The sequence below is a fragment of the Pseudomonas sp. Choline-02u-1 genome, from assembly GCF_002836515.1.
Lineage (GTDB): Bacteria > Pseudomonadota > Gammaproteobacteria > Pseudomonadales > Pseudomonadaceae > Aquipseudomonas.
In genome coordinates, this window is record NZ_PJBC01000011.1 from 83,325 (window position 1) to 104,203 (window position 20,879).

Below are 20,879 nucleotides of genomic sequence, written 5' to 3' on the forward strand. Positions count from 1 at the left end.
ACCGGGTCTGTAAGGCTGTTGAAAGCAATGCGCTTTATATTCAGCAGCCGCAGCAGACGGATAACCGGGCCCACCCGGAGACACGCCTGATGAGCGAGCTTTTTTACAACGCTGTGCCGAACGCGACCCGCGTGGCGCCGCCACTGCCCGAACCTCGGCAATATCCCAGCGAGAAACCGTCGCGGGTCTACCTGTTCGGCACGTGTGTGGTCGATTTGTTCTACCCCGAAGCCGGGATGGACGCGATACACCTGCTAGAGCGCGAAGGGATCCGGGTCGAGTATCCGCAAGGGCAGAGTTGCTGCGGCCAACCGGCCTACACCTCGGGTTACACCGAGCAGGCGCGGACGGTAGCGCGCTCGCAACTGGCGCTGTTTGCCGGGGATTATCCGGTGGTGGTGCCATCAGGTTCCTGCGCCGGCATGCTGCGTGAGCATTACGCCGACTTGTTCAAGGACGAGCCGGAAACGCTGAAACAGGTGCAAGCCCTTGCGGCTCGCACTTATGAATTGGCCGAGTTTCTGCTGTTCGTCTGCAAGGTGCAGCTCAAGGACAGCGGCGAACCGGTGAAGGTCGCGCTGCACACCTCTTGTTCGGCACGCCGCGAAATGAACACCCACCTGCACGGCCGCGAGTTGTTGGCGCAGTTGAGCAATGTGGAACGGGTCAATCACGACCACGAAAGCGAATGCTGTGGCTTCGGTGGGACATTCAGCGTCCGTATGCCAGACATTTCCGGCGCGATGGTGGCTGACAAGACCCGGGCCTTGAAGCAGTCCGGCGCGCACAAGGTGTTGAGTGCCGACTGCGGCTGTTTGATGAACATCAACGGCGCATTGGAGAAACAAAAAGAAGCGCTGCGCGGGCAACATCTCGCCAGCTTTCTCTGGCAGCGAACCGGAGGTGCGCAATGAGCATCTCGACGATTATTCCTACGGTCGCCGTAGAAGAAGATTTCCGCACCCGGGCACACAATGCCCTGGGTGATCAGCAGCTGCGGAATAACTTCCGCACTGCCATGGATTCACTGATGACCAAGCGGGCAGCGGCTTTCAGCGATGCCCACGAAAGAGAACACTTGCGCGCACTGGGCAATTCGATCAAGGCCCGCGCGCTGTCCAAGTTGCCCGACCTGCTCGAGCAACTGGAACAGAACCTGATCCGCAACGGTGTGACAGTGCACTGGGCGGAAACGGTGGACGAGGCCAATGGCATCGTCTTATCGATCATCCGCGCTCACGAGGCGCGGCAAGTGATCAAGGGCAAATCGATGGTCAGCGAAGAGATGGAGATGAACCATTTCCTCGAGGCTCGGGACATTGAATGTCTGGAGTCCGACATGGGGGAGTACATCGTCCAGCTCGACCACGAGAAGCCTTCACACATCATTATGCCGGCGATCCACAAGAATGCCGGTCAGGTCGCGTCCTTGTTCCACGACAAACTTGGCGTGGAATATACCAAGGACGTTGACCAACTCATTCAGATCGGTCGCCGGGTCCTGCGGCAGAAATTCTTCGAAGCCGACATTGGCGTTTCCGGCGTCAACTTCGCCGTGGCCGAAACCGGCACCCTGCTGCTGGTGGAAAACGAAGGCAACGGGCGCATGACCACCACCGTCCCGCCGGTGCATATCGCCGTCACCGGCATCGAAAAAGTCGTGGAAAACCTGCGCGACGTGGTGCCGCTGCTGTCACTGCTGACGCGCTCGGCGCTGGGCATTCCGATCACCACTTACGTCAACATGATCTCTGGCCCGCGCAAGGAACATGAACTCGACGGCCCGCAGGAAGTGCATCTGGTGTTGCTCGACAACGGTCGCAGCCAAGCCTTCGCCGACAGCGAATTGCGCCAGACCCTGAACTGCATCCGCTGCGGCGCCTGTATGAATCATTGCCCGGTGTACACCCGCGTCGGGGGCCACACCTATGGCGAGGTCTATCCGGGCCCGATCGGCAAAATCATCACCCCGCACATGGTCGGTCTGGCGAAAGTCCCCGATCACCCGAGCGCTTCGTCACTGTGCGGCGCCTGCGGTGAAGTGTGCCCGGTGAAGATCCCGATCCCCGCGATCCTGCGGCGATTACGCGAAGAAAACGTCAAAGCTCCAGACGCACCGAATCAGGTAATGCGCGGCCAGGGCAGCAAGTATTCGCGCAAGGAACGCTTGATCTGGAACGCCTGGGCGAAACTCAACAGCTCGCCGACGCTGTACCGCTTGTTCGCTTTTTTCGCCACCCGGCTGCGTGCCCTCACTCCGAGCAAGGTCGGCCCGTGGACGCAAAATCACAGCGCCCCAAAACCGGCCGCGCGTTCGTTGCATGACATGGCCCGCGAGCATTTGGGCAAACAGGGAGATCATCGATGAGCGCCAAGCAAAATATCCTCGGCAAACTGCGGAAAAGTCTGACCGGCACTACGCCAATCGCCGACAACTTCGATGTCGATCTGGTCACCCAGCCCTACACCTACAGCCCCGAGCAACGCATCCCGCAACTGCGCAAACTGATGGAAGCGGTACACACCGAAATCCACCTGACCTCGGGCGCCGAGTGGCCGGGTTTACTTGCGCAACTGCTGCGTGACCGCCAGTTGCCGAGCCTGCTGATCGCACCGGCCACGCCGCATGGGCAGCGCATCACACAACACTGGGCGAATAATCCCGACCTGCCAGCACTGAAATCCTACGACCGACCGATGGAAGAGTGGAAAGCCGAGCTGTTCAACGACACCCCCGCCAGTCTCACCGGCACTCTCGGTGCGATCGCCGCCACCGGCAGCCTGATTATCTGGCCCACTCGCGAAGAGCCACGCTTGATGAGCCTGGTGCCGCCGGTGCATTTCGCCCTGCTCAAAGCCAGCGAAATCCGCGACAACTTCTATCAAGTGCAACAGGAATTCGAATGGGCGCAAGGCATGCCGACCAATGCGCTGCTGGTCTCCGGCCCGTCGAAAACCGCCGATATTGAACAGGTCCTCGCCTATGGCGCGCATGGCCCGAAAGATCTGGTCGTGCTGATTCTGGAGGATCAATGAGTCTTCCTGCCGCTTTCCTGCGTGATGCTGAGCAACTGATCCCGGCAGACCGGCGCTTCGACGATCCGCTGTCGACCCTGGCCTTTGGCACCGACGCCAGTTTCTATCGGCTGATTCCGAAACTGGTGATCCGCGTCGAGTCCGAAGATGAAGTGGTGGCGCTGCTGCAACTGGCCCAGCGCGACAAGGTGCCGGTGACCTTCCGCGCCGCGGGTACCAGTCTGTCCGGTCAAGCGATCAGTGATTCGGTGTTGATCGTGCTTGGGGATAACTGGAACGCCCGCGAGATCCGTGATCAAGGCACGCAGATTCGTCTGCAACCGGGCGTTATCGGCGCGCAGGCCAACGCCTGGCTGGCGCCGTTCGGACGCAAGATCGGCCCGGACCCGGCGTCGATCAACGCCTGCAAGATCGGCGGCATTGTCGCCAACAACGCCAGCGGCATGTGCTGCGGCACGGCGCAAAACACCTATCACACGCTGGCCGGGATTCGTCTGGTGCTGGCCGACGGCACGCGCCTCGACAGCGAAGACCCTGCCAGCGTCGCGGCATTTCGCTCCAGCCACGGCGACCTGCTCGAACGCTTGGCGACATTAGGCCGCGAGACCCGCGCCAACACCGAATTAGCCGCAAGAATCCGCCACAAATACCGTCTGAAAAATACCACCGGCCTGTCGCTCAATGCTCTGGTGGATTTCGACGAGCCTGTGGATATCCTGAGCCACCTGCTGGTCGGCTCCGAAGGTACGCTTGGCTTCATCAGTGCGGTGACCTACGACACCGTTATCGACCACCCGAACAAAGCCTCGGCGCTGATCGTGTTTCCCGATGTCGAAACCTGCTGCAACGCGGTGACCGTGCTGAAAAGCCAACCGGTATCGGCGGTGGAGCTGCTCGATCGACGCAGCCTGCGCTCGGTGCAGGACAAAAAAGGCATGCCCGCTTTTGTACAGCTGCTGTCGGAAAATGCCTGCGCGCTGCTCATCGAATCCCGCGCCGCTTCGTCGACATTGCTGCAGGAACAACTGACGCAGATCATGGCGTCTCTGCGCGATTTTCCCGTTGAGAAGCAGGTGAACTTCACCGAAGACCCAGTGGAAAACTCCAGCCTCTGGGCCATCCGCAAGGACACCTTCCCCGCCGTCGGCGCCGTGCGTAAAACCGGTACGACAGTCATCATCGAAGACGTGACCTTTCCGGTCGAGCAACTGGCCATCGGCGTCAATCGCCTGATCGAGCTGTTCGATAAACATGCCTACGACGAAGCGATCCTTTTCGGACACGCGCTGGAAGGCAATCTGCACTTCGTATTCACCCAGGGCTTCAACAATCCGGAAGAAGTCGCACGCTACCAGGCGTTCATGGACGACGTCGCGCAACTGGTCGCGGTCGAGTTTGGCGGTTCGCTGAAGGCCGAACACGGCACAGGGCGTAACATGGCGCCGTTCGTTGAGCTGGAGTGGGGCAGCGACGCTTATCAACTGATGTGGCAGCTCAAACGCCTGCTCGACCCTAACGGCATCCTCAATCCGGACGTGGTGCTGAGCGAAGATCCGCAGATCCACCTCAAGCACCTGAAACCGCTGCCGGCCGCTGACGAGATTGTGGATAAGTGCATCGAGTGCGGTTTCTGCGAACCGGTTTGCCCGTCGAAAGGACTGACCCTGAGCCCGCGCCAGCGCATCGTCATCTGGCGCGATATCCAGGCGAAAAAACGCGCCGGCGTCGACACCACCGAACTGGAAAAAGCCTACGACTACCAAGGCATCGACACCTGCGCCGCGACCGGCCTGTGTGCGCAACGCTGCCCTGTAGGCATCAACACCGGCGAGTTGGTGAAAAAGCTCCGTGGCCGACACGCCACGCATCAGAAAACCGCTGACTGGATCGAAGGAAATTTCGCCAAGACCCTGCAAGGCGCACGCTTCACCCTGCATGTCGCCAACGGTGCGCGAATGATGCTCGGCGCACCGCGTCTGGCGAAGTTGTCGGCAACGTTGACGCGCCTGTCCAAAGGCCAGGTGCCGTTGTGGACCAACGCCATGCCACAGCCGGAAAAAGCCATTCGCTTCAGCCCAAGCGTGGCCGACGAGCGCCCGCGCGTGGTCTATCTGGCGGCTTGCGTGTCGCGGGTCATGGGCCCGGCGGCGGGCGACAAAGAACAAATGTCGCTGTATGACAAAACCCGTGGCCTGCTGGAAAAAGCCGGCTATCAAGTAGTCTTTCCCGACAACCAGGACAACCTCTGCTGCGGTCAGCCGTTCGCCTCCAAGGGCTACGCCGAACAGGCCGAACACAAACGCCAAGAGCTGATCAGCGCCCTGCTCCACGCCAGTCGCGGCGGCCTCGACCCGATCTATTGCGACACCAGCCCATGTACGTTACGGCTGGTTCAGGACATCGGCGAAACGCGACTGGATCTGTACGATCCGGTGCGCTTCATCCGTACGCATCTGCTGGATCGTCTGGACTTCACACCCCAGGAAGCGCCGATAGCCGTGCACGTGACCTGTAGCACTCAACACTTGGGCGAAAGCCAGGCGCTGATCGATCTGGCGCGCAAGTGCAGCAAGACCGTGGTGATTCCCGAAGGCATACATTGCTGCGGTTTTGCCGGCGATAAAGGCTTCACCACACCGGAGCTGAACAGCCATTCGCTGCGAACGCTCAAGGACGCCGTGCAGCACTGCAGCGAGGGTATTTCCACCAGCCGCACCTGCGAAATCGGCCTGACCCAGCACGGTGGCATTGACTATCACGGGCTGGTTTATCTGGTGGATCGGGTGACACGGGCAAAAGCCTGCAGAGGAAAAAATCAGAACCCTTGAGCGAGGCGGTAGTCCACTGCACATGCCCCGGACCATTCGGGGCCTGTTCAACGGTCAGCGAAGTCTGAACCCTCAGTTCAAGGAGATACACATGAACCGCTCTGTAATGTTAGGTCTGTTTGTCACTGCCTCGATGATGGCGTCCACTTCGTTCGCCGCTGAAAAACCTGCCGATTTGTGCGATGCCAATCTGCAGAGAATCGATAGCGCCAAGACGCAATATCAGACGTCATCGGATCTGAATGCGCGCGTCTCGGCCAGTGTCAGCAAAGCTCGCGCGCTGAAAGCACAAGGCAAGATTGACGACTGCCTCGCTGAAACCCAACAAACCCTGCTGGACATCCAGAACGCTACCGGTGACACCAAAAAATGATTCATGCGCCGACCTGTTACAGGTCGGCTGCATCGGCACCTGGCCGACCGATCTGGCCATTTGATATTCGTTGCAAATAAAACCGAATTCCTGCGCAGCGAAGCGGTCAACCAGACAGGTCCTATACTGACCTCGCTTGTCTTGACCTCGGCATCGCGGCCAGACCGTCCGGCAGCACCGAGCCCCCATCGTTCAAGGAGATACCCATGAAGCATTCTGCAATTGCTGGATTGTTTATCACTGGTGCACTTCTGGCCTCGCCGGTGTTCGCGGCGGACAAAGACCTCTGTGCCGGGAATCTTCAAAGCATCAAAGACTTCGTCACCAGCCAGCCGTCCCTTCCTGAAAGCTCCATGAATAACATCAAGGAAGCACAGGAAAAAGCCACTGCGGCCCAGGCGTCCGGCAACGACAAGGATTGCATCGAGATCACCAACGGCATCATCAGCAAGATGCAGATCCGTAACCCGACGCGTAACTGATGTCCCAAAGGCCAACCTGCGGGTTGGCCTGCAACCCTTTTTGACGTACACTGTGCACGCTTGTTGCCCGAACAGATTCACCGGGCAATGAGTTCGGGGCCGTTTAGGATTCGACGCCGGTTGCGAAACTCTAGGTGCATGCCGACTTGGTAACAGAAGTCGTAAATCCACTGTTGCAACTACTTATAGTTGCCAATGACGACCAATACGGTGTTGCTCTCGCTGCTTAATTGCAGCTGACAATGCTCCTGGTACCTTCGGGTCCAGCAATCATCAGGGGATGTCTGTAAACCCGAAATGATTGTCATATAGAACAGAATCGCCGTGCAGTACGTTGTGGACGAAGCGGCTAAAACTTACACAACTCGCCCAAAGCACCCTGCCCGTCGGGTCGCTGAGGGTTAACTTAATAGACACGGCTACGCATGTAGTACCGACAGCGGAGTACTGGCGGACGGGGGTTCAAATCCCCCCGGCTCCACCAACTCGATAAAAAAGACGCCTTATGGCGTCTTTTTTTATGCCAGCGAATCGTTGAATTAACCCTTGATCGCTCTCAAGCGGCATAGAGCTTCCAGATCCAACACCCCTGCCATCCCGGTTGCTAGCCCGTTGCAGCCAGGTCGCCGTCATGCGTTCCAAAACACAGCCAGGCTTCCATAACATTTGGGCCAGCACGACACAGGCTGTCGCCACCCGCTGCGATTCTGGCTGCACTCGGAAATCATCAGGTGCAACCATGCCCATCGCCCCCACGCCCTACACACTGGCCTGCCAGTACTGTTCATGGAAGAAGACCTTCCTTCCAACCAGTGACGTATTGGTGCTGAATCGCGACTGGTTCAATTGCTGCCCAAACTGCGATACCCCTTCACCCCAGCGCCGGATGGCGACCGCGAAAGAAGTGCTCAAAACCAGGTTGGAACAATTCCTGGCAGGCGACTGAAGCTGCTCAAAGCATTTGATGGCACAACGCCACTTAATTGAGTAGGATTCGCCATCATGTCGCCGGTTCGCTGGCGCTCAGTAGAAACACAGGACCAGGTAGTTACCATGCCCCAAGCGAAGGATACGCTGCTCAGGTTGTTCGCATTGCTACGCCTGATTCCGACCGAACCCCAGCGCATTGCCACTCCGACCCTGCTCGAGAAGCTGCGTGACAGAGGATTTTCGGTCACGCTGCGCTCAATTCAGCGTGACTTGAGCCGGTTGTCTATCCCGTTCTCCCTGCAGTGTGACGACAGCGAAACGCCCTTCCGCTGGAGCTTCACGCGTGAGGCGCCGCTCAAGCTGGAAGACATGGATGCACCCACCGCATTGGCGCTGTTCCTGTCCGAAAGCCATTTAAGTCCAATCCTGCCGCAAAGCGTCCTGGACCAGTTGGGCCCGCAGTTTCGTCGTGCCCGCAACTTCCTCAATGGGCTGGGTGGAAACGGTCTGGCCGATTGGGCCAGGCGGGTGCGTTCCCTGCCCAACGGCAAAACGCTGCTGCCTGCGCAAGTCAGCGCGCACACGTGGGCGCACGTGTCGGCTGGCCTGCTTGAGCGTAAACAACTTGAAGTGATGTACCGCAGCCGTAGCAAGGGAGAACTCAAGCGTTTTCGCCTGCACCCCGCCGGGCTAGTTTCAAGGCATGCGGTGAGCTACCTGCTGGCATCCGTGGACGGTTACAACGACCTGCGTCAATTTGCCTTGCACCGGATCATCGAGATCACCGTGCTTGAAGACGGTGCCCACGAACACGAAAGCTTCGACGTCGACGCCTACATCGCCAGTGGCGTTTTCAGCTATCGAGAAGCCCATGCCCACGTCGAACTGATTGCTGACGTACGCCCGCAAATCGCAGCCCTGCTGAATGAAACTCCGCTGAGCAGCCAGCAGGCCCTGAGCGATATGTCCGAGCAGGGCTGGCACCGCCTGCACGCCACCGTGCCGCTGGATCGCGAGACGCTGTGGTGGATCTTCGCCCTGAATGAAAACATCCGCCTGCATGCGCCCCAAGTTTGGGTGGACGAAATGCGTGGGCGGCTGGATTCGATGCAAGCGCTCTACCAGAACACTCACGCTATTAAGCCACCGCAACTCGCCTGACCTTCAACCATCAAAAAGGACATTGCTCATGCCACTTCCCCTGATCCTCGGCGCTGCTGCGCTCGTCAGTGCTGCATATGGTGCCAAAAAAGGCTACGACGGTTACCAGAAGCACTCGGAAGCAGACGATATCGTCAACGCTGCCAAGACGCGCTATGCCGATAAAAAGGCCGCCTTCGATATTCAGGAAAAGGCGACCAACGCAGCCCTTGAGGCGCTGGGCAAGCAGGAGCTGCAGATCGGCAAGCAATTCGACGCGTTCAAGACCCTCGCTGACAAGCTGCTGCTCAAACTCAACACAGGCCGTCAGGACAAGCTGAAAATAAACATTCCCAAACACAAACTGCAAAGCATCGAAAGCTACAGTTACACCGCCGTCGGCGTTTTGGGCGCAACCGCTGGTGCCGGTGCGGCCGGTGCTGCTGCGGGTTTCGCCGTGTATGGCGGGGTCATGGCACTGGGCGCCGCGTCCACCGGCACGGCCATCACATCGCTGGCCGGCGTGGCGGCTACCAATGCGACCCTGGCTGCAATTGGAGGTGGCTCACTTGCCACCGGTGGCCTGGGCATGGCGGGCGGTACGGCAATTCTTGGCGCAGCCGTTGCGGGCCCGGTATTGGCGATCGCCGGTTGGGCTTACGACAGCCATGGCGATGAAGCACTGAAGAATGCGCATAAAGCCGACCGGGAAGTGGACAGTGCTGTTTCCAAACTGCAGAAAGCCCAGAAACAGCTGAGCAAGGCGGAGGATTATGCGTTCGACGTCAACGACGTGCTCAAGTCGGTGTACGCGCAATTCGACAAGTACTTCGAACACCTCAAATTCATGGACAACCGCCTCGAAGACATTCGCTCTCGCAAGCTGGATGCGCAGGCTGAACTGGCCAAACTGGGCGACGCCATCATGCGTTCGGTCGACAATGGTTTCATGCTGGCGGCGATCCTTGTCGACCTGATCACCACACCGCTGTTCAAGGTCAAGGAAGTGAATGGCATCGTCGTCAAAGACAAAAACGATGTGCCGGTCATGGCTACCGATTCCGACGGTTCAATGATCCTCAATGACGACAAGCTGCAGGAGCAGATCAACCTGACCCAGAACAATGCGGCTCAGGTAGAACCTGCGTGATTCGCGCGCGGGGCTGAAAAGCCCCGCCTTCGACTTCTCCCTTCCTACATTCGTCATGGATTCCTCTATGCGCGCCGCAGCACAAGACTTCCCCTGGGCCGAAGAGCTCGAAAAAACCGTCATCGCCAGCCTCACGACCAGCTTCAGCCTGGATTTTTTGCTGTTCAAGGACAAGCAAGGCGGCGAGGTCGACACGCTTCACAACGTACGTAACGGTATATGGGCGACCGATGCAGAAAAGCAGCGGTTCGAGCAGCGTGGCGAGTATGACTCTACGCCCTACCACCAACACGCCAATTACATCGCAACTGGACGCGAAGACAAGGCCAGCCAGGCAGCCGGAACACTGCATGATCCTTACCGCAACACAGTGATGGCTGCCCATGAACAGCGCAACCTGGATCATGTAATCAGCGCCAAGGAAATCCACGATGACGCCGGGCGGGTGCTGGCAGGGCTCAGCGGCGTGGAACTGGCCAACCAAAGCAGCAATTTGCAAACCACCCACGAAACGGTCAACAAGTCGAAGAAGCAGACGCCGATCAATGAGTATCTGGATAGGCTGCCGGGCCTGATCCATAACCATGAAAAATCGCTGGCGGGCGACCGCGCACGGTTGGCAAAAGCTCCGCGAGAAACGCCGCAACAGCAACATGAAGCCCGCGCGCTGGAAGAAAAAATCCGCAAGACCGAAAGCAAGATCAACGAGCTCAAAGCCGTGGACCATGAGGGCATGCGCAAGCGTGATGCCGAGGCGCGCGCGCCTTACGAGCAGCAGATCAATGCAGCCTACTACACCAGCAGCAAGTTTCTGCACCAGACCGCGTACACAACGGGGAATGCAGGTTTGGCTATGGGAACCCGGCAGATGCTCGGGCTGGTGATGGCAGAAGTATGGTTCGAGTTGCGTGAGCAACTGCCGGCACTGCTTGAAAAGCTGAAGCATGCGTTCAGCCTGGAGACCTTCGTCGACGGCATCAACAAGTCGCTCAAAGGCATCTGGAAACGGGTGCAGGCGCGTTTCAACGATTTCCTGGTAGCGTTCAAGGATGGCGTGTTTGCGGGTGTGCTCGGGAGCCTGACCACTACGCTTTTCAACATTCTCGCCACCACACAAGCAATGGCGATCAAGATCATCCGCGAGCTGTGGGGACAACTGGTCAAGGCCATCAAGCTGATGGTGTTCAACCCCGACCAACTGAGCTTCGTCGAGCAGTGTCAGGCGGTGACATCGTTGTTGTCGGTGGGCGTTGCCACGGTGGTGGGCACTATGGCTTACACCCAGTTGGTGCCGTTCCTCAGTTTCCCTTTCGGCACCGAGCTGGCTGCGTTCGCCGGAGCGCTGGTGACGGGCGTGATGACCCTTGGCCTGAACTACTTTCTGTTGCACAGCGCAATGGCACGCAAGCTCTGGGCCTTCATTGAATCCTTGACGCCGCACGCCGGCACGGTGCGCGAGTTCCAGGCAATCAATGCAGAGCTTGACCGTTATCTCCTGGAGCTGGGCCGGGTCGAATTCAACATGGATGTGGAGGAGTTGCAGGCCTTCACCCAGGAACTTGAGGCGTGCAATGACGACATTCAGCGCAGCACGATATTGCAGAAGGCAGTGGCGGCCCGAGGCATCGAGCTGCCCTTCGAAGCAGGTAACGCGACCAGCACCCGCAACTGGCTGGCTTCGCTGGTATGACGCTACCGGCGTTTCCCTGCACGCAATGCGGGCTGTGCTGCCGCAATGTGCATCTGGCGGAACAGACGCAGTACCTGGATCGGGGTGACGGCGCATGTCGGCATTACAGTGATGCCGACAAGCAATGCCTGATCTACGAGACCCGGCCGGATATCTGCCGGGTCGACCGGCAGTACCGCATGCACTATGCGCAGCGGTTCAGCTGGGAAGCATTCGTAGAAGCCAATACGCAGGTTTGCAAGCTCCTCCAGCAGCAGGTAAAGGAGTGAACGGGAGTTTTTGAACGAGCTTCAGCGAGGTGTTACGAACTGATATCGGCTGGTCGATCGCTAACACCTCGTCAACCTGATGCAAGACCACACGTCCACCCAAAAAAACCCAACCCAGGCCGCAGCGCAACTAAAGCAAACCACTCTCGCGCAAAAAACCCTTGGACACCCCCTCGATCGATTCCCGCCCCACATCAACCCGTGAGTTGAGTCCCGCAATCGTCTCGTCATCCAGCCTGGAAGAAAGCGCATTCAGCAATTCCCCTACCTTCGGACTCGCCTCAAGCACCTCTGTCCGAATAACCGGCGTCAACGCATAGCCAGGAAAGAACCCCTTATCATCCTTCAACACCACAAACCCAAACGCCGGAATGCGTCCATCCGTCGAAAGAACCAACGCCAAATCAACCTGACCATCCCTAAGCGCCTGATAGGTCAACCCGCCATCCATGCGCACGATATTCTTGCGCTCGAATTCAAACCCGTACTCCTCCTGAAGAGGGCGCAGGCCATCGGGCCGGGAGAAGAACTCGGCGTTCGATGCGAGTTTGTAGGATTTGCCCGCTTCGATGTTTTTTGCCAGATCGCTGATCGAGACGACGCCGCCCTTTTCGGCGTCGACTTTGCGCATGGCCAGTGCGTAGGTGTTGTTGGCTTTGGAAGGGTTCAGCCAGGTGATGCCCTTTTGCGCATCGAGTTCGCTGATCCTTTTATAGGTTTGCTCGGCGCTGAGTTTGTCAGTGATCTTGTTGTAGGTAATCAGGGACGTGCCGGTGTATTCCCAATACACATCTACCTGACCGTTCTCTTGCGCCGCGCGCAGTACTGATGAACCCAGATCCGCGCGTTTATCGACCTTGTAGCCGTTGGCTCGCAATAGTTGTGCGGTCATTTCGGCGACCAATTGCTGTTCGGTAAATTTCTTGCCGCCGACGATAATTGCGTTGTTGGCAGAGGCGTTGCCGACAACACCGGCAACGAGACTAAAGCTGAAGATCAGACTGGCCAGCATTCGATAAATCATCGTGCACCTCATGTTATTGATTCAGATGGAGGGTGTTCAGATTCATTGGCGCCCGGCCATTCGCAAGCCTCGGGAGACTGCAATGTGTTGAATCACTCCGCAGCCGAGGTCGACGGCGATGGCCAGAAGCGCGGTCGCTACGGCGCCGGCCAGCATCATGCCGAAATCGTTCAGGTCGATCCCGGTGAAGATCAACTCGCCCAGTCCGCCGCCACCGACCAGAAATGCCAGCGGTGCGGTGCCGACGTTGATCGCCAGCGCGGTGCGGATGCCGGCAAAAATCACGTTCAGTGCATTGGGGATTTCGACCTTCCACAGTGTCTCTCTCGGCGTCATGCCCATGGCTTCGGCCGCTTCCACCAGATGCTGTGGCACTGCGCGCAAGCCTTCGCAGGTGTTGACCGCGACGGGGAGCAAGGTCGCAACAAACAACCCGATGATGGCCGCCCCGCTGCCAACACCGATCAAGCTCATGGCCAACGCCAACAGTGCGAGTTTGGGAATCGCCTGCCCGACGTTCAGGACTTGCATGCTGGCCATGGCATAACGCTGGTTCGCCGGGCGGCTCATCCACACACCCAACGGAAGCGCAATGGCGATGGCCAGCACTCCACTGACGGCGACGATCTGTAAATGCTGGACCGTCAGGTAGCTGATGTCGCCCCAGTAAAACTGCAGCCCCTGCCAGAATCGGTTGAGTGAGTCCGCCATCGTCAGTGCACCGCCGGAGTGATGTTTTCAACCAGGCGCGCGAGGATGTCAGCCTGGTGCACATAGCCGATAAAACGCCCGTCGCAGTCGTTGCATAGCGCCCAGTCCTGGCCGCGACCGAGCAGTTGCGAGAGTACCTGGCGCAGGTCATCGCCCGGTTTGACGATCAGGTGCGAGTGGGCAGCGATGCCGCTGCTGCTGCCGACGATTTGCATGTGTTGGCGCGGGGCGATCTTGCTGAGGACATCCGCCGCGCGCAGCAGGCGCAGGCGTTTCATGATTCGGTCGCCACCCATGAAGTTCGCCACGAACTCGCTGTTGGGCCGGGCCAGCAAATCATCCGAGCTGCCGAATTGCTGGATCTTTCCGTTGTGGAACAAGGCAACGCAGTCGGCCATCTTCACCGCTTCGTCGATGTCGTGGCTGACGAACAAAACAGTCTTGTTGACGAGACGCTGGATGCGCATGAACTCGTCCTGGATAACTTCACGGTTGATCGGGTCGATGGCGCCGAAGGGCTCGTCCATCAGCATCACTGGCGGGTCCGCTGCCAGCGCCCGCGCCACGCCTATACGCTGCTGTTGCCCACCGGAAAGCTCGCACGGATAGCGCTTGAGAAATTTCGCCGGATCCAGCGCAACCACTTCCAGCAACTCGCCCGCGCGCTTACGGCTTTTGCTCTTGTCCCAGCCCAACAGATCGGGCACGACGCAGATGTTTTCCTCAACGGTCATATTCGGGAACAGGCCGACTTGCTGGATCACATAGCCGATGGAGCGTTTGAGGGTGACGCTGTCCAGCTCCGACGTGTCGCGGCCATTGATTCTGATGGTGCCGGAAGTTGGCGTGATCAGTCGGTTGATCATTTTCAGCGTCGTGGTTTTGCCGCAACCCGACGGCCCGAGCAGTACGCAGATCTGTCCCTCTTCCACATTGAATGAGACATCTTCTACCGCCGTGACAGCGCCGAATTGCTTGTTCAGGTTTTCGATCTGGATCACGTCGTCACTTCCTTCATTCGGCCGGTGGCCAGTTTGTTCTTGTTCAACCCGTTCGGCGTGAGCAGGCGCTGCAAGCCGTACAGCGCATAATCGGCCGCGATGGCGATAACACTGATGACGATCGCACCGGCCAGGAGCTGTCGAGTATCCGATTGGGCGATGCCGCGAATGATCAGGCTGCCCAGGCCGCCGGCGCCGATATAAGCCGCGATGGCAGCGATGCCAATGTTGATGACGGTCGCCATCCTCACGCCGGCCATGATCAGCGGCACCGCAACAGGTAGCTCAAGCTTGCGCAATCGTTGCCCGGTCGACATGCCCATGCCGATCGCGGCTTCGCGCAAGGCTGGATCGATGTTGGAGATCGCCGTGGTGGTGTTACGGATGATTGGCAATTGGGCGTAAAGAAACAGCGCAATGACCGCCGGCACCACGCCGATCCCGTAGCCGATCTGCGATAGCACCGGAATCATCAGCCCGAACAGCGCGGCGGAAGGAATGGTCATCAGAACTGCGGCGAAGGCCAGGACCCAACGACGTGTTCTGGGGTGTTGGGAGATGGCGACTCCCACGGGCACACCGGTCAGAATTGCCAGCCCCACCGCGATCGCCACAATGAGCAGGTGCTGGCCGAGCAGCAGACTGATCAGCCCGCCGTTTTCCTGAATGAAACGCAAGGTTTCCATGAGGGTTGTGCCTTCTGTACGTCATTGTTGTTTTTATTCGGCGCGCATCTGGATTGAACGCCGTGTCTGGAAAAGACCTTACCGCGCCAGTGCGGGCACTCTGAGCTGCGGGCTCGACGTTTTCTATCAAAAAATCGACGTTGCGCAGAAAACCAAACCGCTGATCAGCGCATTGGGTTCAGGGCAACAGGCGGGTCGCGGGTGACAAACGTGTACGGTAATCCGCCTGCCAGACGGGTCATGCGTCAGCCAGGGGATGTGCCGACTGGAGAGATTCGAAGGGTCTGGACGGATACATTCTGTAAATGAAATCAGGAGTGAGCATCATCAAATTTCCGCCGCTCCTCTCCGGGGGTACAGCCCCAGACACGACGGTAAGCAGCACCCAGATGGGATGCCGAAACGAACCCGCAGCTGTAGGCAATCGAGGCAATGGGCTGTGTACTTTCACGCAGCAATCGGCGTGCTTCGTTCAACCGCAGCTCCAGATAAAACTTTTTAGGCGTCATGCCGAAGTGCTGGTGCCACAGCCTTTCGAGTTGGCGATGGGACAGATTGCAACGGTCGGCGATTTCTTCGATGCCGATGATGCTTTCCAGATTGTTCTCCATGAAGGCGATGGCGGCGGTCAGCCGGCGATCGTGAATGCCGAACCGCCACTGGATCGACATTCGCTGATGCTCTTCCGGCGCACGGATCCGCGCGTGGAGAAACTGTTCGGCGACACTCGCCGCAAGCTGGTTACCAAAATCGAGTGAGATCTGCGCCAGCATGAGGTCGATGGCCGCCGTCCCTCCGCCGCACGTCCAGCGGTTGTCATGGTTGACGTACAGCTCCCGGGTGACCTCGATCGTAGGAAATTCTTCGCAAAACTGACCGATGGATTCCCAGTGCAACGTACAGCGTTTGCCCTCCAGCAATCCGGCGCGGGCGAGGATGAACGTACCGGTGCTCAGTGCGCCGACAGTGACCCCGCGCGATGCGGCACGTTGCAGCAAGCGCAGCATTTTCGGTGGTTTCTGACGCTCGGTGTCCAGGCTGGCCAGGACAAATACGCGATCCAGTTCCGGCGCCTGATCAACCGCCACGGTGTGGATTTCGATGCCGCTGCTGGAGCTGACCGGTCCGCCTGACTCAGTCAGCAGTGTCCACTCATAAAGCGTTTTGCCGGACAACCGATTGGCGGCACGCAACGGCTCGCTGGCACCCGCCAGGGCCATCATCGAGAACTGAGGAAGAATGAGCAGCCTGATTCGCTTGGTAGGACCGTTATTCCCGGACGGCGCTGAATCATTGGTGGCTGTCATCGCCAGATCCTTTCAAGGGGGACCAGCCGTTCAAGCGGACGGCTTTTGACCCGCCATGTTAGGGGCTGGGCACGCATTCAGCCAGACCGGCACACACTCCGCCATGCTGGGCAATCGCTGCGAGGCCTCAATACCCGAGGTCTCGCAGAAGAATGGCCAGCGGATCAGCCACGCGTGCGGATGGCTTCGTCGATACTCTCGATCATCGCTTTGAACACCGGGTTGTCGGCCTGACTCTGCTGACCATGCTGCATCTTCGGAATGATGAACGCATGCGGGCCGGCATCGCCCGGATAGTTTTGATGCAGACGCACAGATTCCGATGGCATGTGCAAAGTGTTGTCGGCACCGTGGATGATCAGCGCGGGCGGAAAGCCTGTTGCGCCTTCGATGGATTGCTCCGGGTCATATTGCACACAGGACTTGTAGGATTTCGCCGTCACCCAGGTGCAGCCCGGCCAACGGTCCGCGCCACCCGCTTCGGTATAACCGCCCAATTGCAGGTCGACATACGCCTGGGTTTCAGGATCCAGCGGGTAGTAACCGAGTCGGGTCTCACCGGTGCCGGTGTCGAACGGCGGGATCGGCGCGTCATCGGCGAGTTGCACAATGGCCGCATCGGCCGCCGCCGGGTCTGCGCGCAAGGCCTGCAAGTTGCGGATGTTGGTGTAGCTCATCGGCACCCAGAAGCGGATCTGCTCAGCGCCCGCTGCGGCGAGTTCAGCCACCGCTGCAAGGCTGGCCACCGAGCCGATCGCCCACGATGCGACCGCCGGCATCTCACCGAAATTTTCGCGCGCCCAGGCAACGGCTCCCAGCACTTCATCTTTCTGGTCTTCGAGAATGACGTTAGTGATGACCTTGTCACCTGATTCGACGGCGTTACGGATGTGCTTGTTGGAAAAGAAGCCTGCCACGTCATACGTCATGACCCGATAACCAAGGGCCGCCAAGGCGCGACCAAACAGTTGGCCGTACATCGTGACTCCACCGGTGAACCCTGAGTTGAAAATTACCGGTGGCAGTTTTTGCGAGGCAGCGTCGCGTTGTTCTGGCTGAAATACCATGCCTTTGAGGCTGAGGGTTTCATCGCCGTACTTGACGCTGAAGTTGATGTCTCTTGTTGTAATGTTCGTCATTTGTGAGTGATCTCGAAGTGAGAGGTGTGGGCGTAGGTCAACTTGCCAACTGGCCAGACGCTCCTCGCAGAAGTTGGCTAACAGGAATTTCGCTTGCTTGGGAAACATGCCGTGCAACGGCATCTACAAAGTTGAACGCCTTGTTCGGATCGAACAGCTCGGAATAATTGGCTCCATCGTTGTCCGTTCCGACATGAGGCGCATCGGTTGCTTCCAGCAGGATCTTGTCTGCGCCGACGGCGCGGACTATTTGCGTCACGAAACGAGCGGTTTCTTCGGGGTGGCTGCTGGTTCGATAGCCGGGCCCCTTGAACCACACGTTGCCGCGCGCGCAGGCTTCAGCAAGCAGCGCGATCCAGGCAGGCTCGGCGATGCCCCGCTCACGGTGACAGGTGCCGAGGTGATCGATGATGACCCGCACATTGCGAGGGATCTGGCGCAGTACCCGCAAATTGGTCTCGGCTTCTTTCGCGTAAATGTGCAGATGCTGGTGCGGTTGCAGGCGTTGATAAAACGCTTGCCACTGTTGATCACTGAAGTGGAGAGGAGAAACGGTTTCCGGCCGTGCATCGTGCAAAACGATGCGGGCGCCAATTACCTGTGGGTGCGATAGTCGTTGCCGGGTGGCGTAAGCGGGGTCTGCCTTGATCGTCCCCACTAACCTCACGCCGCCGTAGCGCTGAGGGTTGGCCGCCTGAAGACTCTTGAGTTCGTCAAACGAGGCAAATACGTTTTCCGAGTCCGGCAAAATACTTAGATGAACGTTGTTGATCAGCGTCGGAGCAATACCGGCATCGATCAAGTTATCCAGATAAACCGTCAGCGAGTGCGGCGCGGGTAATGCATAGGGCAGTGCAGCAGATACTCGAAGCAGGTCTTGCGAAGTAAAAAAATGAACGTGACAGTCTGTTCTTTCAATCAACAGCAACATGATTTTTGTTTCCTGCATTTGTGCGAAAACAATAATCGTCGTCAGGCACTCGTCGCTCCCGCCAACTCGACGTGTAGTATCAAAATTTCGCCATGCGCGATTTTGTGAGCAAAGATGTTCTGAAAATCATCGCTTGGTTTTGCAGGCATTGAAGCCTGTGGCAGTAACTGGGCAACGGCCCGTCAGAAAGCATGGCGAAAAATTGATGCGCCTGTTTCGACGTGAATTTTTCTTCACCGCGCCCCGCCCCGCGAACCGATAAAATCCCCCCGCTCATTCAAGAAACTACGGTTCGCCCGCGCTCCTAGCGGGCTTTTTTTCGTCCTTGATTTCTCCGCACCTTGCCCCTCCCCAGCATATACGCGACCCTGCCTGCAGAACCCTCGCCAAGGAGCGCTCGATGCCGCTGTTATCCCTGCCCTGCCCGCGCCTCACGCTGGCGATCCTGTCCCCCGGTCAGGCCAAGCTCGAAAGCGCGTTCTACCAGCGCAACCAGCGGCACCTGGCCCCTTGGTCGCCCATCCGCACCACCGATTACTTCTCCACCGCGAACATCCGCCGTCGCCTCGAGATCCAGGCCAGCGCCTTCGAAGCAGGCCTGGCGATGCATTTCGCGCTGCTGTCGCCAGATGGTCAGCAAATGATCGGGGCCTGCAATTTCAGCGGCATCATTCGCGGGGCGTTTCAGGCGTGTTATCTGGGTTATCACATTGATGAAGCGCATCAGGGTCAGGGTTTGATGCAGGAGGCGCTGGAGGCGGGGATTGGTTATATGTTCGATACGCAGAATCTGCATCGGATCATGGCCAATTACATTCCTGGCAATGAGCGCAGTGCGCGCTTGCTTGAGCGTTTGGGCTTTGAGCGCGAGGGCTATGCGAAGGCGTATCTGAATATCGCCGGGCGCTGGCAGGACCATGTGCTGACGGCGCTGGTCAATCCCGGGTTCGAGGCGCCGGATCAGCGTTGGTCGCGGCGTCTGGGCTGAGGCGTTCCAAACCATCTGACAAAATCCTTTCAGCTCTCGGGTTTGCGGCCGATACAGACCTGCTAACACCCCTGCTGGCTCAAAAGAACAACAATCTTCCAGCCTAACTGACGACCAAGAAACCCAACGTTTCTGGAGGATTTGCATGAATAGCTGGTTCGGTAACATCAGCGTGAACATGAAACTCGGCCTGGGCTTCGGCCTCGTGCTGGCCCTGACCTGCATTCTGGCGCTGACCGGCTGGACCAGCCTCGGCGGCCTGATCGACCGCAGCAACTGGATGAGCGACATCACCCAGCTCAACGCCGGCCTGACCAAATTGCGCGTGGTGCGCCTGCAATACATGCTGACCAACGGCGACGAAACCGCCGCACAGAATGTGCAGACCACCCTTGAAAGTTTCGCCGCACAGCAGCAGGCGCTGATCAGCAAATTCAAGAGTCCTGAGAACGTCGCACTGCTCAAGCAGCAAGCGGCAACCATCGCTGAATACCAGACCTCGCTGAACAAAATGCGCAACGCCTATCGCACCGGCAACAGCGCCCGCGACACCATGAGCGCCAACGCCCAGACCGCGTACAACCTGATCGAGTCGATCAGCCAGCGCGTGCAGCAGATGGAGTTGAGCGATCAGCGTTTCGAGCAGTTCCAGGCGGTTACTGCGGCGAAGGAAGCGTTCATCCTCGCGCGCTATGAAGTGCGTGGTTACACCGCGACCAGCAACGCCGAGACCGAGCAGAAAGCCGTCGGCCAGATCGATGCGGCCATCGCCAGCCTCAAGCCACTGAATGCGCAATTTGCCGCGACTCAACAGGACGCCTTGCGTCAACTGGAAACCGCGCTGACCAGCTATCGCAGTGCGTTGATGGCGTACAAGAACGCCAATGCCGATGCCGTGCAGGCGCGCAAGGAAATGACCGATCAGGGCACCACCATCGTCGCCCTGAGCGAGCAGCTGTACCAGATTCAGCTTGATCGCCGTGACGCCGAAAGTGCTCAGGCGCGCACCTTTCAGTTGATCAGCACGTTGCTGGCGCTGCTGGTTGGCGTGATTGCGGCGGTGATCATCACCCGTCAGATCACCCGCCCGCTGCAGGAAACTCTCGCCGTGGTCGAGCGCATCGCCAGCGGTGACCTGACTCAGAATGTCACCGTCACTCGCCGCGACGAACTCGGCGTGTTGCAGCAAGGCAT

Annotated in this window: 19 protein-coding genes, 1 other RNA gene and 1 pseudogene; 14 read left to right on the forward strand and 7 right to left on the reverse strand. The window is 58.6% G+C overall.

Features of this window, described 5'->3' with window-relative positions; all coding sequences use genetic code 11:
• Positions 1-89: 89 nt before the first annotated feature.
• The 12 genes from CXF97_RS09170 to CXF97_RS09225 all read left to right on the forward strand — a co-directional run bounded on the left by CXF97_RS09170 (position 90) and on the right by CXF97_RS09225 (position 11,898).
• On the forward strand, positions 90-914 hold the full coding sequence (locus CXF97_RS09170; protein ID WP_101158100.1) for a (Fe-S)-binding protein: 825 nt from the start codon (positions 90-92) through the stop codon (positions 912-914).
• Positions 911-2,368 (forward strand): LutB/LldF family L-lactate oxidation iron-sulfur protein, encoded by a 1,458-nt coding sequence (locus tag CXF97_RS09175; protein ID WP_101158102.1) that lies wholly within the window; start codon positions 911-913, stop codon positions 2,366-2,368. The genes CXF97_RS09170 and CXF97_RS09175 overlap by 4 nt, the downstream gene beginning before the upstream one ends.
• The gene (locus tag CXF97_RS09180; RefSeq protein WP_101158104.1) at positions 2,365-3,036 is read left to right on the forward strand and encodes a lactate utilization protein C; all 672 of its coding nucleotides are present in this window, start codon (positions 2,365-2,367) and stop codon (positions 3,034-3,036) included. The genes CXF97_RS09175 and CXF97_RS09180 overlap by 4 nt, the downstream gene beginning before the upstream one ends.
• Positions 3,033-5,864 carry an FAD-binding and (Fe-S)-binding domain-containing protein gene (locus CXF97_RS09185; RefSeq protein ID WP_101158105.1) on the forward strand — a complete coding sequence of 944 codons (2,832 nt, stop codon included), beginning with the start codon at positions 3,033-3,035 and terminating at the stop codon, positions 5,862-5,864. Before CXF97_RS09180 ends, CXF97_RS09185 begins: the two co-directional genes overlap by 4 nt.
• Before the next feature lie 91 nt (positions 5,865-5,955).
• Positions 5,956-6,237 (forward strand): hypothetical protein, encoded by a 282-nt coding sequence (locus CXF97_RS09190; RefSeq protein WP_101158107.1) that lies wholly within the window; start codon positions 5,956-5,958, stop codon positions 6,235-6,237.
• Between the two features lie 206 nt (positions 6,238-6,443).
• On the forward strand, positions 6,444-6,719 hold the full coding sequence (locus CXF97_RS09195; protein ID WP_101158109.1) for a hypothetical protein: 276 nt from the start codon (positions 6,444-6,446) through the stop codon (positions 6,717-6,719).
• 95 nt (positions 6,720-6,814) lie between these two features.
• Positions 6,815-7,203, forward strand: a transfer-messenger RNA (tmRNA) gene (gene ssrA / locus CXF97_RS09200).
• Positions 7,204-7,458: 255 nt separating this feature from the next.
• Positions 7,459-7,665 carry a hypothetical protein gene (locus CXF97_RS09205; RefSeq protein ID WP_101158111.1) on the forward strand — a complete coding sequence of 69 codons (207 nt, stop codon included), beginning with the start codon at positions 7,459-7,461 and terminating at the stop codon, positions 7,663-7,665.
• Between the two features lie 107 nt (positions 7,666-7,772).
• Positions 7,773-8,810, forward strand: coding sequence for a YafY family protein (locus CXF97_RS09210; RefSeq protein WP_101158113.1), 1,038 nt, complete (start codon positions 7,773-7,775; stop codon positions 8,808-8,810).
• 28 nt (positions 8,811-8,838) lie between these two features.
• A complete protein-coding gene (locus CXF97_RS09215) occupies positions 8,839-9,939 on the forward strand; it encodes a chemotaxis protein (RefSeq protein ID WP_101158115.1) in 1,101 nt (366 codons plus the stop codon).
• A 67-nt stretch (positions 9,940-10,006) separates the two neighbouring features.
• On the forward strand, positions 10,007-11,629 hold the full coding sequence (locus CXF97_RS09220; RefSeq protein WP_101158117.1) for a hypothetical protein: 1,623 nt from the start codon (positions 10,007-10,009) through the stop codon (positions 11,627-11,629).
• A complete protein-coding gene (locus CXF97_RS09225) occupies positions 11,626-11,898 on the forward strand; it encodes a YkgJ family cysteine cluster protein (RefSeq protein ID WP_101158119.1) in 273 nt (90 codons plus the stop codon). Before CXF97_RS09220 ends, CXF97_RS09225 begins: the two co-directional genes overlap by 4 nt.
• A 130-nt stretch (positions 11,899-12,028) precedes the next feature.
• On the opposite strand, the gene CXF97_RS09230 is transcribed toward CXF97_RS09225, so the two are convergent.
• From CXF97_RS09230 to CXF97_RS09260, 7 genes are all read right to left on the reverse strand, one after another.
• On the reverse strand, positions 12,029-12,910 hold the full coding sequence (locus tag CXF97_RS09230) for a glycine betaine ABC transporter substrate-binding protein (protein WP_256589744.1): 882 nt from the start codon (positions 12,908-12,910) through the stop codon (positions 12,029-12,031).
• A 54-nt stretch (positions 12,911-12,964) separates the two neighbouring features.
• On the reverse strand, positions 12,965-13,633 hold the full coding sequence (locus tag CXF97_RS09235; protein WP_101158123.1) for an ABC transporter permease: 669 nt from the start codon (positions 13,631-13,633) through the stop codon (positions 12,965-12,967).
• A 2-nt stretch (positions 13,634-13,635) separates the two neighbouring features.
• Complete coding sequence (locus tag CXF97_RS09240; protein ID WP_101158125.1) at positions 13,636-14,634, reverse strand: ABC transporter ATP-binding protein; 999 nt, start codon at positions 14,632-14,634, stop codon at positions 13,636-13,638.
• Complete coding sequence (locus tag CXF97_RS09245) at positions 14,631-15,320, reverse strand: ABC transporter permease (RefSeq protein WP_101158127.1); 690 nt, start codon at positions 15,318-15,320, stop codon at positions 14,631-14,633. The genes CXF97_RS09240 and CXF97_RS09245 overlap by 4 nt, the downstream gene beginning before the upstream one ends.
• Before the next feature lie 311 nt (positions 15,321-15,631).
• Positions 15,632-16,627: a GlxA family transcriptional regulator gene (locus CXF97_RS09250; protein ID WP_101158129.1), complete on the reverse strand. Its 996-nt coding sequence runs from the start codon at positions 16,625-16,627 to the stop codon at positions 15,632-15,634.
• 164 nt (positions 16,628-16,791) lie between these two features.
• Positions 16,792-17,766, reverse strand: coding sequence for an alpha/beta hydrolase (locus CXF97_RS09255; RefSeq protein ID WP_101158131.1), 975 nt, complete (start codon positions 17,764-17,766; stop codon positions 16,792-16,794).
• Between the two features lie 37 nt (positions 17,767-17,803).
• Positions 17,804-18,697 carry an amidohydrolase gene (locus tag CXF97_RS09260; RefSeq protein ID WP_101158133.1) on the reverse strand — a complete coding sequence of 298 codons (894 nt, stop codon included), beginning with the start codon at positions 18,695-18,697 and terminating at the stop codon, positions 17,804-17,806.
• Between the two features lie 400 nt (positions 18,698-19,097).
• On the opposite strand from CXF97_RS09260, the gene rimJ reads away from it, so the two are divergent.
• A complete protein-coding gene (rimJ, locus tag CXF97_RS09265) occupies positions 19,098-19,685 on the forward strand; it encodes a ribosomal protein S5-alanine N-acetyltransferase (RefSeq protein WP_101158143.1) in 588 nt (195 codons plus the stop codon).
• Positions 19,686-19,965: 280 nt separating this feature from the next.
• Positions 19,966-20,844, forward strand: a pseudogene (locus tag CXF97_RS28750) (methyl-accepting chemotaxis protein); the annotation flags it as partial.
• Between the last annotated feature and the right edge of the window lie 35 nt (positions 20,845-20,879).

Excerpts from the sequence above, each read along its gene's own strand:
- CXF97_RS09170 (WP_101158100.1), top strand. The coding sequence starts at position 90 with ATGAGCGAGCTTTTTTACAACGCTGTGCCGAACGCGACCCGCGTGGCG.
- CXF97_RS09175 (WP_101158102.1), top strand. The coding sequence starts at position 911 with ATGAGCATCTCGACGATTATTCCTACGGTCGCCGTAGAAGAAGATTTC.
- CXF97_RS09180 (WP_101158104.1), top strand. The coding sequence starts at position 2,365 with ATGAGCGCCAAGCAAAATATCCTCGGCAAACTGCGGAAAAGTCTGACC.
- CXF97_RS09185 (WP_101158105.1), top strand. The coding sequence starts at position 3,033 with ATGAGTCTTCCTGCCGCTTTCCTGCGTGATGCTGAGCAACTGATCCCG.
- CXF97_RS09190 (WP_101158107.1), top strand. The coding sequence starts at position 5,956 with ATGAACCGCTCTGTAATGTTAGGTCTGTTTGTCACTGCCTCGATGATG.
- CXF97_RS09195 (WP_101158109.1), top strand. The coding sequence starts at position 6,444 with ATGAAGCATTCTGCAATTGCTGGATTGTTTATCACTGGTGCACTTCTG.
- CXF97_RS09205 (WP_101158111.1), top strand. The coding sequence starts at position 7,459 with ATGCCCATCGCCCCCACGCCCTACACACTGGCCTGCCAGTACTGTTCA.
- CXF97_RS09210 (WP_101158113.1), top strand. The coding sequence starts at position 7,773 with ATGCCCCAAGCGAAGGATACGCTGCTCAGGTTGTTCGCATTGCTACGC.
- CXF97_RS09215 (WP_101158115.1), top strand. The coding sequence starts at position 8,839 with ATGCCACTTCCCCTGATCCTCGGCGCTGCTGCGCTCGTCAGTGCTGCA.
- CXF97_RS09220 (WP_101158117.1), top strand. The coding sequence starts at position 10,007 with ATGCGCGCCGCAGCACAAGACTTCCCCTGGGCCGAAGAGCTCGAAAAA.
- CXF97_RS09225 (WP_101158119.1), top strand. The coding sequence starts at position 11,626 with ATGACGCTACCGGCGTTTCCCTGCACGCAATGCGGGCTGTGCTGCCGC.
- CXF97_RS09230 (WP_256589744.1), bottom strand. The coding sequence starts at position 12,910 with ATGCTGGCCAGTCTGATCTTCAGCTTTAGTCTCGTTGCCGGTGTTGTC.
- CXF97_RS09235 (WP_101158123.1), bottom strand. The coding sequence starts at position 13,633 with ATGGCGGACTCACTCAACCGATTCTGGCAGGGGCTGCAGTTTTACTGG.
- CXF97_RS09245 (WP_101158127.1), bottom strand. The coding sequence starts at position 15,320 with ATGGAAACCTTGCGTTTCATTCAGGAAAACGGCGGGCTGATCAGTCTG.
- CXF97_RS09250 (WP_101158129.1), bottom strand. The coding sequence starts at position 16,627 with ATGACAGCCACCAATGATTCAGCGCCGTCCGGGAATAACGGTCCTACC.
- CXF97_RS09255 (WP_101158131.1), bottom strand. The coding sequence starts at position 17,766 with ATGACGAACATTACAACAAGAGACATCAACTTCAGCGTCAAGTACGGC.
- CXF97_RS09260 (WP_101158133.1), bottom strand. The coding sequence starts at position 18,697 with ATGTTGCTGTTGATTGAAAGAACAGACTGTCACGTTCATTTTTTTACT.
- rimJ (WP_101158143.1), top strand. The coding sequence starts at position 19,098 with ATGCCGCTGTTATCCCTGCCCTGCCCGCGCCTCACGCTGGCGATCCTG.